This is a genomic window from Brevibacterium sp. S22 (assembly GCF_004745485.1).
GTDB lineage: Bacteria > Actinomycetota > Actinomycetes > Actinomycetales > Brevibacteriaceae > Brevibacterium.
The window spans coordinates 302,406-318,369 of record NZ_RHFG01000001.1 but is presented as its reverse complement, the minus strand read 5'-3'; the positions used below and the strand labels follow the sequence as shown (position 1 = coordinate 318,369).

Genomic DNA, 15,964 nt, shown 5'->3' with positions numbered 1-15,964 from the left:
GAGTGGACTGGTGAACAGCCAACACAATCCTCTTCTCGTCGACGTCGACTCGGTGCACCGCACAGTCGCGGATCGTGGTCTCTCGCTTCCTCCTCTGATCTGGGACGATACCTGCACGTCGACGAACGACGAACTCGCGCGGTTGGTCCGGGAACGCGCGGACAGCGGTGCGCCCATGGACGAATTCACCATCCGCGGCACAGATTTTCAGAACGCCGGACACGGTCGTCTGGGTCGGATCTGGACGGTGCCCGCCCGCCGGTCCCTGACTTGGTCGATTCTGCTCACACCCCCGGCCGGGTTCTCCCGGTGGGGCTGGATACCGCTCATCGCCGGGGAAGCCGTGCACAGCGCCGTCACCGAGGCGGGAGTGCCCGCCTCAATCAAATGGCCCAACGATGTGCTCACCGCCGACGGCAAGAAGCTGTGCGGAATCCTCGCGCGTGTCGAGCCCCTGGCCAGCGGTCCGCAGATCGTGTTGGGGATGGGTCTGAACACCCGGTTGGAGCCTGCGGATCTGCCGCGGGCGGACGCGAGTTCTCTGGCGATCGAAACCGGTGCCGATGGCTCAGAAATTGATCATGAAGCGTTGCTAGTCTCGATCCTGAGCACATTGATCCCCTGCTACAGAGAGCTGATCGACTATGGAGATGAGGATTTCCGCGACAGCCGCACAGCGCGAAGAGTGCGTGATCATATGGTGACGCTCGGGTCGAAGGTTCGAGTGGAGAAGCCCGACGGCTCGGACATCATCGGCACCGCCACGGGGCTGGACTCCGGAGCCGATCTCATCATCGATGATCGTGTGTCGCTCAGCGCCGGAGACGTCCACCATCTGCGTCCTGTCGCATCCTCGTCAGCTCCGGAGAGGAGCGATCGCTGATGGCGGTTTCGGACTTCACCGCCGGATTCGACATCGTCGGTCCGGAGACGGTGGGCACGCCCGAGGTCGGAGATTCCGAAGGTGCCTCCACGGACGGTCAGCCACCCGACGCTGAATCACAGTCAGGCGATGAAACACAGTCAGGCGACGAAGAGCCGACGGGCGCTGAGCCGCAGGAGGAGACCGCACCTCGGTCGGGCGCGGATCCCCAGTCTGATCCCGATCCCCATCCTGGTCCCGAAGCTTCGACCAGTGCAGACCCGAGCGAGGACGGTGAGATCCGGCCCGGCACCGAGGCGGCCGACCGCTCCGCGGATGAGTCCACCGAGGATGCTGCCGTGTCGAGTGCGGACGATCTGTTCGGCGATGTCGGAGGCGAACAGGAGCCGGTTGGGAGTCTGACGGGATCCGCTCCCCAGGCCGGGGAGGTCGGCGCAGAGCTCGCCGACGAGGTGACCGCCGATCCGGGCACGGCCTCCGCGGGCACGGCCTCCGCGGACGCGGACTCCGCCGATGCGGAACCGGGCGTCGACGTCGATGAGGACTTCTTCAGCGGACTGCGTGAGGATCCGCGGACCACGGCGCTGCCGATCATCGATGAGGATGCCCTCGACGATGACGGCCCAGACTTCGACGACACGATCTATGAGACCCGTACCGCGGCCGAACGCCTCGAAGAGATCCTCCTCGACGGCAAACGCGTCCTCGACCGGCGTGAGGCCGCCAAGCTCGGCGGAATCTCCACGGTCTCGGCCCGGAAGATGTGGCGAGCACTCGGAATGTCCCAGGCGAAGCCGACTGACAAGGCCTACACCGTCAGCGATGCCCACGCCCTCCGGATCTGGGCCAAACCCGTCGCGGACGGTCTCATCGACCAGACCACGGCACTGTCTCTGGCCCGGGCGATCGGCCAGACGACGGATCGCCTCGTCGTCTGGCAGATGGAGACCCTCGTCGAGTTCCTCACCGAGGAGAAAGGGCTGACCGACCCGGAAGCCCGACGGGACGCCCTGGCCGTCGTCGAAGAGATGATCGACCCGCTGCAGAAGATGCTCACCTACTCCTGGCGGCGCAATCTCGCCGACGTGATGGGCCGTCTCAACGTCAACGTCTCCGACGGGCTGGCCATGGACAACCGGCAGGGCTGGTACGACTCCTCGATGCCGTTGGCCCGTGCCGTCGGGTTCATCGACCTCGTCTCCTTCACCCGCCTGTCACAGAAGATGGAGCCGCGGCAGCTGGCGGACATGGTCCAGGAGTTCCAGGGCATGGCCTACAACATCGTCGCCACCGGCGGCGGACGGGTGATCAAGACCGTCGGCGACGAGGTGTTCTTCGCCGCCTCGACCCCACTGGCCGGAGCCGAGATCGCCATGACACTGATGGAACGCGTCTCCGCTGCCGAGGACCTGCCACAGGCACGCGTCGGCTTCGTCTGGGGCCGGGTGCTCTCCCGCCTCGGCGATATCTTCGGCTCCAGCGTCAACCTCGCCGCACGCCTGACGGCCGTGGCCGATCCCGGCACGATCTTCACCGACGAGGAGACGGCACGAGTGCTCTCGGCCTCGGACGACTACGTCTTCGAACCCCGCGATTCGATTTCGCTGCACGGACTCGGTGAGACCTCCATCGGTGAGATGAAACGCGGCACCGCGGCCCAGATGCGCCTCGACCTCGACGACGAAACCGAGAACTGAGACCGACAGCTGAACCCGGCACCGAGGCGCTGGCTTCAGCTGTCGACCTCGACCTCAGACTCCGAGGTCAGAACAGCGCCGAATCGTCGTCCTCATCGTCATCGTCGTCGTGAGAGACGATCACGGCACCCTCGGTGTCGAACTTGGATCGCGCGATCTCATCCTTGGCCTCATCGAGGTCGAGCTCGAGCTCATCGAAGCTCGTCGCCAGCCCCTGCTGTTCTCTCCCCGCGGACCGGTCAGCGCCGGACTTCGGATTCTTCGCACCGGACGCGGTCCCCGCGACCGCCTCGGCGTCGGTTGAGCCGCCATCGTCGTCCGTCTGGGAATAGTCGACGGATTCGGCGCCGCCGAGGCGGGGCAGGGTGCCGACGACATCGATCTTCGACTCCAGCGGCGATCCCGTCCCATCACGACGGGACAGTTCGGCCGGCAGCGTGCGGGCACCGCCGGCAGCGGCGGCGGCCTGCGGAGAGTCGCCGACCCATGCCAGCGACAGCTCGGTCTCGCCCTTGAGGAACTTGTGGGCACGCACGCCCGAGGTGGCCCGCCCCTTGGTCGGAAACTCGGAGAATTCGCTGACCTTGATCGACGACGACGGGGCACCGTAGAAGTTCTCACCGGTGGCGATCGTGACAACAGCGAAGCTGCCGAGTTCGGCATCCGCGGCACCGTCCTCGTCGGTCTTCGCCGCTTTCGGGGTCATTCCGAAGAAGATCACCTTCGCATCTGCGGCCACCTTGACTCCGGCCACACCGGAGGCGTTCCAGCCCTGCGCGCGCAGACCGGAGGCGTCGAAGGCGAGCAGCTGGGCGTTCGAGGTCACGAACACGGAGAGAGAATCGTCGATGTCCTCGGGCTGGGCGACTCCGACGACGGAGTCCTTGCCCTTGAGGGTGATGGCTTCCCACTCGTTCTTGTTCGGCCGACCGCCCACCGACACCCGTTTGACGACTCCTTCGGCAGTGCCGAGGACGAACTCGCGGTCGAGGTCGATGAGACCGATGATCTTCTCGTTCTTCTCCAGGGCCGCATATTCGGCGATCTTCACCCCACCGGCGACATTGGGCCGGGCCGCAGCCGGCGGCAGGGCCGGCAGGTCGACGACATCGACCATGTGCAGGCGACCGGTGGTGGTGACGGCGCCGACCTTGCCCTGAGTCGTGGTGACGATCTCGGAGACCAGTGCATCATGGCTGGAGCGTCGGCCCTCGCGTGCCAGGGGAGCGGCGTCCGAGGTACGCGCAATGCGCCCGGAGGTCGACAGCAGCACCCGGCAGGGGGAATCGGCGATCTTGAGGTTCGTCGGAGCTTTCTTGCCCTTGGCACTCAGCTCCTTCATCGATCCCTCGATGAGGACAGTGCGCCGCGGTGTGCCGATGACCTCGGCGGTGGCCTCGAGCTCGGCGGCGACGAGCTCACGCAGCTTCGCCTCATCGGCCAGCAGCGATTCGAGGTACTCGATCGTCTTCTTCAGCTCGTCACGTTCGGCCTCGAGCTCGAGTCGGGAGAACTTCGTGAGCCGACGCAGCTGCAGGTCGAGGATGTAGGTGGCCTGCAGCTCGGAGAGTTCGAAGACATCCATGAGGCGGGTCCGTGCCGTGGCTGCATCGTCGGAGGAGCGGATGAGCTGGATGACCTCATCGATGTCGAGGATCGCGATGAGCAGACCTTCGACGAGGTGGAGCCGGTCCTTGGCCTTGCGCAGCTGGAAGACCGTGCGCCTGCGCACCACGTCGATGCGGTGGGACAGATAGACGGTGAGGAGCTCGCGCAGTCCCAGGGTCCGCGGCTGCCCGTCGACGAGGCAGACATTGTTGATGCTGAACGATTCCTCGAGCGGTGTCTGGCGGTAGAGCTCGGCGAGGACGGCTTCGGGATTGAAGCCGTTCTTGATTCCGATGACCAGTCGCATGCCGTTCTTGCGGTCCGAGTAGTCATCGATCGAGGCGATTCCGGTGAGCTTTTTCGCCCCGACGGCGTCTTTGACCTTCGACACGACCTTCTCCGGCCCCACGAGGTAGGGCAGTTCGGTGACGACGATGCCCTTGCGGCGGGCACTGATGTTCTCGAAGGACACGGTGGCCCGGGTGCGGAACGTGCCGCGACCGGTCTCATAGGCTTCACGCACACCGTCGAGGCCGATGATCCGCCCACCGGTGGGCAGATCCGGGCCGGGGATGAAGCGCATGAGCTCCGAGAGCCCGGCTTCCGGGTTGCGGATGAGGTGGGCGCAGGCGGCGATGACTTCGCCGGGATTGTGCGGGGCCATGTTCGTAGCCATCCCCACCGCGATGCCCGAGGTGCCGTTGATGAGCAGGTTCGGGAAGGCGCTGGGCAGCACCTCGGGCTGGGTGAGCGTATTGTCGTAGTTCGGTACGAAGTCGACGACGTCTTCGTCGAGTCCGGAGATCATCTGCATCGACGCAGTCGTCAGCCGAGCCTCGGTATAACGCGGGGCAGCGGGACCATCGTCGAGGGAACCGAAGTTGCCGTGGCCGTCGACGAGCGGCACACGCATGATGAAACCCTGGCTGAGACGCACCAGTGCGTCGTAGATCGCGGTGTCGCCGTGCGGGTGGAGCTTGCCCATGACATCACCGACGATGCGAGAGGACTTCACATGACCGCGCTCAGGGCGCAGGCCCATATCGCCCATCTGGTAGACGATGCGCCGCTGGACGGGTTTGAGGCCGTCACGGGCATCGGGCAGGGCGCGGGAGTGGATGACCGAGACCGCATATTCGAGGAACGAACTCTCCATCTCTGAGGAGACGTCGACTTCGATGACTCTGCCTTCGGGCATGGAACTCCTTTGACGCACGAACTGTTCGATTCGAACACCCGCCCGCGCCGAAGCCTGACCTCAGTGGGGGAGGGCACCCGTCGATTCTAGCGTTCGATTTGCGATCTCCGGTTCAATCGGGCGTTCCCGGAGGGTCCGTGTCGGAGATCAGGCGCTTTCGCGGCTGCTGCGCAGCCACTGGAAGAACTCCTTGAGGTAGGCCTCGACATGGGAGCGCTCTGCAGTGCCGGCGACGAGTTCGCTGAACATCATGCCCGCGACCGAGCTGTTGACCCGCTGCGCGTATTCCGCGTCGATGCCGGCGAAGCGCATGATGAAGTCCTTGATCGCGCGGAGGTTCTTCTCCTTGGCGATCACGGCCTCGGGCGGCAGCGCCGGATCCAGGCTGAGCATCATCATCGTGTAGAACCGGCTGCGGTCGGTGGTCAGCCAGTTCATGCAGAAGTCGATGGCGACTTCGATGGGATCGGCACCCGGTGTCCGCATGAGCTCCGGCAGACGCTCGAGCTGCTGGGAATTCAGTTCTCCGATGCGCTCCATGATTCCGGTGATCAGGGCATCGCGGGTGCGGTAGACATTCGAAGTCGACCCCACGGGCAGTTCGGCCAGTGCGTCGACTGCCCTGTGGGTGAGTCCGCGGACTCCTTGTTCGGCGACTACGGCGATCGCGGAGTCGGTGACGACGTCTCTGCGCGAAATCATGACTGTGAGGCCTCGCTCTCATGGGACACCCGCTGACTGCGGACGCCTGGGACGGTGGATGGCCAGTGATTGGCCACAGACGGCGACCCCCGGAGCGGCCACTCACTAAAACACGAATTCATAACATTTCGTGGTGAACGGATACAGACACTACCCGTCAAGTCTGCGAATTGGTATAGGACGCGCCAATCAGGCGCTCGGACGGTGAAATTCGAAGACACCCTGCGGTGGGCGTGGATTCTCCTTTCAGCTCAGAGGGTCTCTTCTCGAATGGTCTTAGCCCAGCAGACGGCGGGTTCCGTCGATCCGAGTCGGGTCGGGCAGCAGGTCGACGTGGGCACTGAGCACATGCGACTCGGTCTCCGTGGCGACCATCGGGTGGATGACGAGTTCGAGGATCTGCGGATGGTTCTCCACCAGCACTGCGAGTCTCTCCAGCACAGTGCGCAGCGGTTCGATATTCATCGGCGGCAGACCGCGGTAGCCGAACAGCCTGGGCGAGGCCTTGATCGACCGGATCATGTCCCCGGCCTCTTTGTCGGTGATCGGGGCGACCCGATGAGCGACATCGCCGAGCAGCTCAGTGGTGTCTCCCGCCAATGAGAAGGCCAGCAGCGGACCGAGCAGCGGGTCCTCACCGGCTCGGAGGACGCAGGGCACACCGTGTGGGGCCATGGCCTGGACATCGACGAGCGGCTCCTCCTCACCGGCCAGCTGCCGGATCGTCTCCTGGATCGCTGTGAAGTCCTCGGCCAATTCCTCGGGAGTGTCGATATTCAGTCGCACACCGCCGAGCTCCATCCGGTGCCGCAGGACCTTCGACACGGCCTTGAGAGCGACGGGATAGCCGATCTTCTCGGCCGCAGCGATGCCTTCCTCCACCGAGGAGGCAGCAAGATAGGGCAGAACTTCGATTCCGTAGGCGTTGAGCAGGTCCCGGGTGTCATCGCGTTCGAGCCGGACGGGTGCGCCCGGCTTCGCCCCTTCCAAAGCGGAGTCGATGATCGCCCGCACCCTCTTGTCGTCGATATCGTCGAATTCGGTGTAGCGACCATGATCAGCCGCTCTCCAGCGGGCGTAGTCCGTGGCCCGGGCCAGAGCCCAGACGGCATCTTCGGGACCGATGTAGCTGGGGACGGTGTGGGAGATCCGATCGCCGTCCTCGTCGGTGAGGAACGAGGTCAGCTCGTCTTGGACGCCGTGGATGCCGAGGAAGCAGGCGACAGTGGCCTTTCCGGAACGCGCCGCGGATTCGGACAGCAGTCCGGCGATCTCGGTCTCTTCCACACCGGTCGAAGGAGTGAAGGTGACGATGACCGAATCGACATCGTCACGTTCGTACATCGCATCGAGTTCGGTCCGGAAGGTCTCCGCATCGACCTCGGGGTGCAGGGACACGGGGTCGGTGTCGACGCGCAGACCCTCGGAGCGGGCGCGCTGCATGATCAGGGTGCTCATCGCAGCGGAGTTGCCGATGACTCCGACACGCCGACCTGCGGGCAGCTTCTGGGTGGAGAACACCTGGGCGAGGTCGAAGAGCTGGTGGATCGTGTCCGCGCGGATCACTCCCGCCTGTTCGAGCACCTGGTCGAGGGTGTTCGGCGCCAGGGACGAGGTGCGCACGATATGCCCTGGAGGCAGCTCCCGGCCCGTGAGGTCGGATTTGATGACGATGACGGGTTTGACGCGAGAGACGCGGCGGGCGATGCGCGAGAATTTGCGCGGGTTGCCGATGGACTCGAGATAGAGGCCGACGGTCTGCGTGGCCGGATCCTCCTCCCAGTACTGGAGGAGGTCGTTGCCCGAGAGGTCGGCCCGGTTGCCGGCGGAGACGAAGGTGGAGATGCCCAGTCCGCGATTCTTCGCCGCCGCGAGCAGGGCGGTGCCCAGCGCCCCGGACTGGCTGAAGAGTCCGAGGGTTCCCGAGGCGGGGAGGAACGGGGCCAAGGAGGCGTTGAGCGAGAAGTCGGCGGCCTCGTTGACCAGACCGAAGGAGTTCGGCCCGACCACGCGCATTCCGTAGGCGCGGGAGGTCGCGACCATGCGGCGCTGGAGTTCGGCTCCTGCGGGACCGGTTTCGGCAAAGCCGGAGGAGATGACGAGCACGGCCTTGACCCCGTGCACGGCACAGTCCTTGACCACCTCGGTGACGGATTCGGCCGGAACGGCGATGACGGCGAGGTCGGCCTTGCCCGGCAGCTCGTCGAGGCTCGGATACGCCTGGACTCCCGCGATCTGATCGGCTTCGGGGTGGACGACCCACAGATCGCCGGCGAACTTCGCGGCCGTGATGTTGCGGATGAGCAGATGACCGGTGGAGTTGCGTTTGCGGCTGGCGCCGATCACCGCCACCGAGGCGGGGTGGAGGACCGTGCGCACGCTCAGGGCCTCGGCCCTGTGCTCCCGCGAGGCCTGCACTTCGATGGACCGTGCCGTGGGATCGATATCGAAGTTCACGGCCACGACGCCGTCGTCGAATCCGCGGGAGACCTCGTAGCCGGCGGCCTGGAAGACCTGCAGCATCGAACGATTCTGGGGCAGCACCTCGGCGGTGAAGCGCTGGATCCCCGATTCGCGCGCGGCCGCGGCCAGATGCTCGAGGAGGATCGAGCCGACCCCGCGGCCCTGGTGGGCATCGGCGATGTTGAAGGCCACCTCGGCGTCGGTGTCGCTGAGCCGATCGAAGCGGCCGACGCCGATGATGTCATCGCCGATGAGCATGATCAGCGCCACCCGGTCACGGTGGTCGACGTTGACGAAACGGTCGAGGTCGCGCTGCGGCAGTCGGGGCATCGGAGCGAAGAAGCGCAGATAGACGGATTCCGGTGACTGGGCCTCGTGCATGCGGGCCAGGGCAGCGGCATCGTCAGGGGTGATCGGACGCAGATGGGCGGTTCCGCCGTCGCGGAGGACGACATCGGCTTCCCACCCGGCAGGATAGTTTTCCATGGTTCCAGCATATGCGTCAGGCGCCCGGATATGGCCGACCGCGCTGGGAAGTGTCAGAGGAGTGGGGCACAATAGTGGGCATGGCATTACCCGAGGTTCTCGTTCACGATCTGCATTCGGCCGGCTACTATCCCCAACTCACTCAAGGCATACTCGCCGACTCTCTCTACGACGAACCGGTACTTGCCCACTTCGTCCACATCGACACTCATGTCGATATCGAATCCATCCACCGGCATGTCACTGCCTTCGTCCTCACCGAGACCCGGCTGCTGCTGGCACATGTCGATGACGATCCGAATGCGGAGCCCGGATCGAAGCCCCGTGCGGTCACGAGCAGCGAGGACATCGAGCTCGACCGTCTGGGCACCGTGATGGTCGGTCGGACCTTCGCCGATCCGGCCGCCTACAAGCCCGGCGACAAGCCTGTCGAGGTCTCGCTGACGATGTCCTGGGGTGCGTCGAAGCGGGTCGAGGCCTTCCCCGAGACCTGCGGAGACCCCAACTGCATGGGCGACCACGGATACGGAGGGTCGATCTTCGCCGAGGATGTCATGCTCCGGGTCTCGGCCGAGGCCGAGGGGCAGGCCGCCGTCGATCGCATGGCCGACTTCGCCGGCAGACTGCGTGCCGCAGTCTTCCACGCCCGGCTGCGGTCGCGTCGCTGATGAGCGAGAACTCAACTCAGCAGGGCGCGCGGTCTCACCCCGACAGTGAGCTGCTGGGGCCCCCGAACTATGCGGGCCCCATGCTCTCCGACGTCGTCCCCGCCGCTGCGCTGGGCCTCGGAGCCGGAGACGCTCTCGATGCGCCGATGTCGGATCGGGCACGCGGGCTCGGGCTGGACCGGGAATCCCGGGCGACGATCGTCGTGCTCATCGACGGTCTGGGCGAGGCGCAGCTGCGTCGCTACAGCGGCTACACTCCCTTCTTCCGGTCACAGGCCGGGACGCGCCGGACCCTGTCCGCCGGCTTCCCGTCGACGACGGCGAACTCTCTGTCCTCACTGGCCACAGGCCGTCTGCCCGGTGCGCACGGAGTCGTCGGCTACCGGGTCCTTGACCCGGAGAAGGACGCGGTTTTCAACCAGCTGACGTGGAACCTCGACGTCGACCCGATCGCATGGGTCCCCGATGCGACGCTCTTCGAACGCCTCACGGATGCCGAGATCGATGTGGTCAGCCTCGGTGAGAAGAAGTTCGCCGGCCGCGGGCTGAACCGGGCATCGCTGCGCGGCGGCAGATTCCGCGATTCGAAGACCCTGGAAGAACGCTGTGCCCAGGCCCTGTCGGAGGCGAAGGCTCCCGGCCGTCGCCTCGTCTACCTCTACTGGGGCAATCTGGACAAGACTGGGCATGTGCACGGTGCGGACTCTGCGGCCTGGACCGAGGAGCTCGAAAGCGTCGATCTCGCCCTGTCTCGGCTCGCCTCCGACCTTCCTCACGACGCGACCATGCTGATCACCGCCGACCACGGGATGGTCGACGTCGACCACGAACGTCGCCTCGACCTCGCCGAGACCCCTGAACTCAAGGCCGGTCTGCGCCACGTCGGCGGGGAGCCGCGGGCACTTCACCTCTACGCCGCTGACGGAGCCCAGGCAGACGTGCTCTCGACCTGGCAGGAGACGATCGGCGATCGCGGGCTCATCCTGCCGAAGTCCGAGGCGATCGCCCGCGGCTACTTCGGCCCCGTCGCCCCGCACGTCTATCCGCGGATCGGGGATTTCCTCGTCATCTGCACCGACGGCTTCGCCGTCGTCGATTCGGATGTGGAATCCGCCTCGGCGCTGGCGCTCATCGGCCACCACGGATCGACGACGGAGCAGGAGCTGCAGATCCCGCTCCTCGTCGTCTGACGCTTTTCGTCCTCTGACACTCTGTGCCGTCTGACATTCCTTGTCCTCTGGCACTCTGTGAACCCGGCGTGAGCACATCGTGAGCTGACGATAGGATGACAGACGTGACTTTTCCACGAATCGGTGTCATCGGCGGCGGCCAGTTGGCACGCATGCTCGCCCCAGCCGCAGAAGCCCTCGGCGTCCGCTTCTCCGTCCTCGCGGAGACCGCCGACGCCCCCGCCACCCAGGTCATCAGTGAGGTGACCGTCGGCGACTACACGGACTATCCGACCCTCAAGGCCTTCGCCGAAACCGTCGACGTCATCACCTTCGACCACGAACACGTCCCGCCCGAACACCTCGAGGCACTCGCGGCGGCCGGCCATGCCGTCCGTCCGGGACCGCAGGCCTTGATCTTCGCTCAGGACAAGATCCGGATGCGCACGAAGATGGACGAGCTCGGACTGCCGAACCCGGCATGGGCCGAGATCACCTCGGCCGCCGATGTCGAGGCCTTCGCCGCGCGTGTGGGCTACCCCTTCATCCTCAAGACACCGCGCGGAGGCTACGACGGCAAGGGAGTGCGCGTCATCGACAGCCTCGAGCAGGCCATCGAGTGGCTGAACGAGGTCCCGCAGCTGCTCGCCGAGGAGAAGGTCGACTTCACCCGGGAACTCGCCGTTATGGTCGGACGCTCCCCGATGGGACAGACCGCCGTGTGGCCGGTCGTCGAAACCTGGCAGCAGAACGGGGTGTGCAAGGAGGCGATCGCCCCGGCCCCCGATCTGCCTGCCGAAAAGGCGAGGGCCATCACCGAGGCGATCCTCACCGTCGCCGGCACCCTCGAAGTCACCGGCGTGATGGCCATGGAGATGTTCGAGACTGACGACGGCTTCCTCATCAACGAATTCGCGATGCGTCCGCACAATACCGGGCACTGGACTCAGGACGGATCGGTGACGAGCCAGTTCGAACAGCATCTGCGCGCTGTCCTCGACCTGCCCCTGGGCAGCCCCGCAGCCAGGGAAGAGGTGTCCGCGATGGTCAACATCCTCGGCGCTGAGCACGAAGACCTCTATCAGCCGTACCTGCACGTCATGGCTCACGACCCGGCCGTGAAGGTCCATCTCTACGGCAAGGGCGTGCGGCCGGGCCGCAAGGTCGGCCACGTCAACGCCTACGGGCAGGATCGGCAGCTCGTGCTCGCACGGGCACGGCATGCCGCGGACTTCATCGCCGGGGTCGACGTCGACCCACATCCGCAGATGCCGAATCCGGAGGACCTCCTGGCCGACGGAGATTCCGACACACACTGAGCCCCGGTGTGATCTGCGCCCGGGAACCACCCGCAACTCATCAGCACCGTCCGGACCGAACCGCCTGCAGTGAAGGAAGCACAGATGACCACAGCGAACGAAGGATCCATTCCGACAGCGGCTCCGGTCGGCATCGTCATGGGGTCGGACTCGGACTGGCCGACGATGCAGGCCGCCGCCGAGGCCCTCGACGAGCTCGGCATCGAATCCAGTGCCGAGGTGGTCTCGGCCCACCGCATGCCCGAAGACATGGTGGCGTGGGCGAAGTCCGCGGCCGACCGCGGAGTGCGCGTGATCATCGCCGGAGCCGGGGGAGCGGCCCACCTGCCCGGGATGATCGCGTCGATGACCTCGCTTCCTGTCATCGGCGTGCCGGTGCCGCTGAAATACCTCGACGGAATGGACTCGCTCCTGTCCATCGTCCAGATGCCCGGCGGAGTCCCCGTGGCGACCGTCTCGATCGGGGGAGCGAAAAACGCGGGCCTCCTGGCGGCGCGCATCCTCGGGGCCGGCCAGGGGGCAGAAGCAGAAGCTCTGCGCTCCCGTCTCGACGACTATCGGGGCCAGCTGCGGCAAGTCGCCCTCGACAAAGGCAGGGCTCTGCAGGAATAATAGATTTTGCTGAACGTTTGATAAGTCCTAGGAGAATGATGTTCGACCTCTACCAGCCCAGCGAAGAGCACGAAGAGATCCGCGCCGCGGTGCGCGATATCGTCGAGAAGAAGATCACGCCGTTTGCGGCCGAGGTCGACGCCGACTCGCGCTATCCGCAGGAAGCCCATGACGCCCTCGTCGAGACGGATTTCTTCGCGGCTCACATCCCCGAGGAATACGGCGGTATGGGGGCCGACGCACTGGCCGTGGCGATCATCATCGAAGAGGTGGCACGCGGCTGCGCCTCGTCCTCGCTCATTCCGGCCGTGAACAAGCTCGGCAGCATGCCCGTGCAGCTCGGCGGGAGCGAAGAGATCAAGAAGAAGTACTTCCCGTCGGTGGCCGCAGGCGAAGCCGGGTTCTCCTACGGACTGTCCGAGCGGGAAGCCGGCTCGGACACCGCCTCGATGAAGACCCGCGCCGTCCGCGACGGTGACGACTGGATCCTCAACGGGGTCAAGACCTGGATCACGAACGCCGGGGAATCCGAGTACTACACGGTGATGGCCGTGACAGACCCCGAAGGCGCACGCGGACGCAACATCTCCGCCTTCGTCGTCGAGAAGTCCGATGAGGGCTTCACCTTCGGCGAGAAGGAACGCAAGCTCGGCATCAAGGGATCGCCCACCCGTGAGCTGCTCTTCGACAACGTCCGCCTGCCCGGCGACCGGATCGTCGGTGAGCCCGGTGAGGGCCTCAAGATCGCCCTGCGCACGCTCGATCACACCCGTGTGACGATCGCCGCTCAGGCCGTCGGCATCGCCCAGGGCGCGCTCGACTACGCGCTTGCCTACGTCAAGGATCGCCAGCAGTTCGGCAAGTCGATCGCGGAGAATCAGGCCATCCAGTTCATGCTCGCCGATATGGGCATGAAGCTCGAGGCGGCACGTCAGCTCACCTACACCGCCGCCGCCAAGAGCGAACGCGGCGATGAGGACCTCACCTACTTCGGTGCCGCCGCGAAGGCCTACGCCTCGGACGCGGCCATGGAGATCACCACCGATGCCGTGCAGCTGCTCGGCGGTGCCGGCTACGTCGTCGACCATCCCGTCGAGCGGATGATGCGCGATGCGAAGATCACGCAGATCTACGAAGGCACCAACCAGATCCAGCGGATGGTGATGGGGCGCAAGCTCCTCGCCTGAGGCGGGTTCAAGGTCTCTGCTCCGAGCCGTGTACGAACTCGGCCGGGCTGAGTCGAACGGGCACTGCTGGTTCTCCTGATGGGAGAGCCCGCAGTGCCCGTTCTTCTGCCTGTGAAGAATCGCACGTGCGAAGAATGCGACATGCGCGGCGCGGATGTGCCGGAATCGACGGTTCTCACGCGACACAATAGGTGAACACAGTGGACTCTGAACTGTCTTTGGCACAGTAGTCTGCGGTGGGCGCCCGATGAGGCGAAACGACCTGTGCGCGGTCGTCCGCGGATGTCGACGTCAACATCAGTCCATGACCAGAGCGCGAGGCGAAGGGAAGTCAGTGGCCGAAACGAGATACGTGGACCCGATCCGCCACCCGTCGTATGCCTCGCAGCCGACGCGTGATGTGCGGGCGTGGCTCCTGCTTCTCGTCACAGCATTCGTACCCGGGGGAGTGCAGCTCCTGTTCGGCTATCGCCGCTGGGCGAAGATCTCACTGTCGATCACTGGCATCAGCTGGATCCTGGCTCTTGTGGCCGGAGTGATCGTCCTCATCAGCCGCACATTCCTGTTCACCATCGGCACGAACCCGTTCATTCTCACCTTTCTGACCATCTGGGTGCCCGTCATCGCGATCAACTGGGCCCTGTGTCTGTTCGACACCCTGCGCCGCGTCCGGATCGTCACCATCTCCCGGAAGGCCCGCAAACGCTTCGTGGCGGCCTTCTGCGCGCTCTTGCTCATCGTCGTGGGGCCTCTGGCCTGGGGGACGACGATTCTGAATTCCCAGCGGGGTCTGATGAGCGACCTGTTCGCCTCGGGCAAGGCGCTCAAGCCCGTCGACGGCCGGTACAACATCCTGCTGCTGGGTTCGGACGCAGGAAAGGGGCGGACGGGAATCCGACCGGACTCGCTGTCACTGGTCTCGATCGATGCGAAGACCGGCAAATCGGTCATCATCGGTCTGCCCCGGAATATGGAGAACGTGCCGTTCCCGGACGATTCTCCGCTGCACAAGCACTACCCGCAGGGATACAACTGCGGAGACGAATGCCTGCTCAACGCTGTCTTCCAACAGGGCGAAGAGCACAAAGACGAGTTCGACGACCCGAAGGAGGCTGGAGAGCAGGCGACGATGGACGCCGTTTCGGGTGTCACCGGCCTCGAAGTCCAGTACTACGCGATGATCAACCTCAAGGGGTTCGAGAACCTCATCGATTCCCTCGGTGGGATCACTCTGGTCTCCGGCAAGCGGGTGCCGATCTCGTCGAAGGTCGATCCGAGCACGGGTCAGCATGGGCCGGTCAAAGGCTGGATCGAACCGGGCAAGCAGAAGCTCGACGGCTTCAATGCGCTGTGGTTCGCCCGCTCCCGGGAGTTCTCCAGCGACTACGAGCGGATGATCCGTCAGCGCTGCGTGCAGACCGCGATGGTCAAGCAGCTCGATCCGGCCACCGTGCTCACCCGGTACCAGTCGATCGCGAAAGCCACTCCGGGGGCCGTGGCGACGGACATCCCGTCGTCTCAGGTCGACTCGTTCGTCGACCTCGCGCTCAAGGTGAAGTCGCAGAAGATCGAATCCGTCGACCTCACCCCGCCACGCATCACTCCGTCGCAGCCCGACTTCGATGTGGCACATCAGCTGGTAGCGGATAAGATCGAAGAGTCGTCGAAGTCCTCCGAGGAGGACAAAGGCGCGTTCTCGGTTCCCGGAGGCGACCAGTCAGCCGCTGCCGGAGTCGATGCGGGACTCGATCCGAACTCCGGTTCAGGGCCGCAGCTGCTGGCACAGGGTGCCGGCGACAGCTCTGCTGACAACGGCGATGAAGCCGACGCAAAGGCGATCTGCTACGTGCCCTGAGGCACCGCTGTGGGTCCGGTCGAAATGGGAACAATGACCGAATCGGTCGGTCCCACGACGATTCCGGGAAATTCTTTTGCTCGGTGTGTCCCTTGCCAATACTGGGAATCACACTCG

General features: G+C 65.2%; 11 protein-coding genes. 8 read left to right on the top strand and 3 right to left on the bottom strand.

Annotated elements, in window-relative coordinates:
• Nucleotides 1-10: 10 nt before the first annotated feature.
• Nucleotides 11-883, top strand: coding sequence for a biotin--[acetyl-CoA-carboxylase] ligase (locus EB835_RS01625; protein ID WP_135807735.1), 873 nt, complete (start codon nt 11-13; stop codon nt 881-883).
• Nucleotides 883-2,580 carry an adenylate/guanylate cyclase domain-containing protein gene (locus EB835_RS20500; RefSeq protein WP_240688476.1) on the top strand — a complete coding sequence of 566 codons (1,698 nt, stop codon included), beginning with the start codon at nt 883-885 and terminating at the stop codon, nt 2,578-2,580. Before EB835_RS01625 ends, EB835_RS20500 begins: the two co-directional genes overlap by 1 nt.
• Before the next feature lie 67 nt (nt 2,581-2,647).
• Here the strand turns inward: EB835_RS20500 and EB835_RS01615 are convergent, their stop codons facing one another.
• From EB835_RS01615 to EB835_RS01605, 3 genes are all read right to left on the bottom strand, one after another.
• Nucleotides 2,648-5,386 carry a DNA gyrase/topoisomerase IV subunit A gene (locus tag EB835_RS01615; RefSeq protein WP_135807734.1) on the bottom strand — a complete coding sequence of 913 codons (2,739 nt, stop codon included), beginning with the start codon at nt 5,384-5,386 and terminating at the stop codon, nt 2,648-2,650.
• Between the two features lie 147 nt (nt 5,387-5,533).
• Nucleotides 5,534-6,088, bottom strand: coding sequence for a TetR/AcrR family transcriptional regulator (locus EB835_RS01610; RefSeq protein WP_135807733.1), 555 nt, complete (start codon nt 6,086-6,088; stop codon nt 5,534-5,536).
• Nucleotides 6,089-6,364: 276 nt separating this feature from the next.
• Nucleotides 6,365-9,037, bottom strand: a complete 2,673-nt coding sequence (locus tag EB835_RS01605; protein ID WP_135807732.1) for a bifunctional acetate--CoA ligase family protein/GNAT family N-acetyltransferase — start codon at nt 9,035-9,037, stop codon at nt 6,365-6,367.
• Between the two features lie 80 nt (nt 9,038-9,117).
• Between EB835_RS01605 and EB835_RS01600 the strand changes: the two genes are divergently transcribed.
• The 6 genes from EB835_RS01600 (at nt 9,118) to EB835_RS01575 (ending at nt 15,847) form a co-directional block, all read left to right on the top strand.
• Nucleotides 9,118-9,705 (top strand): DUF5998 family protein, encoded by a 588-nt coding sequence (locus tag EB835_RS01600; RefSeq protein ID WP_135807731.1) that lies wholly within the window; start codon nt 9,118-9,120, stop codon nt 9,703-9,705.
• The gene (locus EB835_RS01595; protein WP_135807730.1) at nt 9,705-10,895 is read left to right on the top strand and encodes an alkaline phosphatase family protein; all 1,191 of its coding nucleotides are present in this window, start codon (nt 9,705-9,707) and stop codon (nt 10,893-10,895) included. The genes EB835_RS01600 and EB835_RS01595 overlap by 1 nt, the downstream gene beginning before the upstream one ends.
• A gap of 104 nt (nt 10,896-10,999) precedes the next feature.
• On the top strand, nt 11,000-12,193 hold the full coding sequence (locus EB835_RS01590) for a 5-(carboxyamino)imidazole ribonucleotide synthase (RefSeq protein ID WP_276605969.1): 1,194 nt from the start codon (nt 11,000-11,002) through the stop codon (nt 12,191-12,193).
• Between the two features lie 84 nt (nt 12,194-12,277).
• Nucleotides 12,278-12,805, top strand: a complete 528-nt coding sequence (purE, locus tag EB835_RS01585; RefSeq protein WP_135807728.1) for a 5-(carboxyamino)imidazole ribonucleotide mutase — start codon at nt 12,278-12,280, stop codon at nt 12,803-12,805.
• Nucleotides 12,806-12,843: 38 nt separating this feature from the next.
• On the top strand, nt 12,844-13,992 hold the full coding sequence (locus EB835_RS01580; protein WP_135807862.1) for an acyl-CoA dehydrogenase family protein: 1,149 nt from the start codon (nt 12,844-12,846) through the stop codon (nt 13,990-13,992).
• A gap of 304 nt (nt 13,993-14,296) precedes the next feature.
• Nucleotides 14,297-15,847 carry an LCP family protein gene (locus tag EB835_RS01575; RefSeq protein ID WP_240688474.1) on the top strand — a complete coding sequence of 517 codons (1,551 nt, stop codon included), beginning with the start codon at nt 14,297-14,299 and terminating at the stop codon, nt 15,845-15,847.
• Nucleotides 15,848-15,964 lie beyond the last annotated feature (117 nt).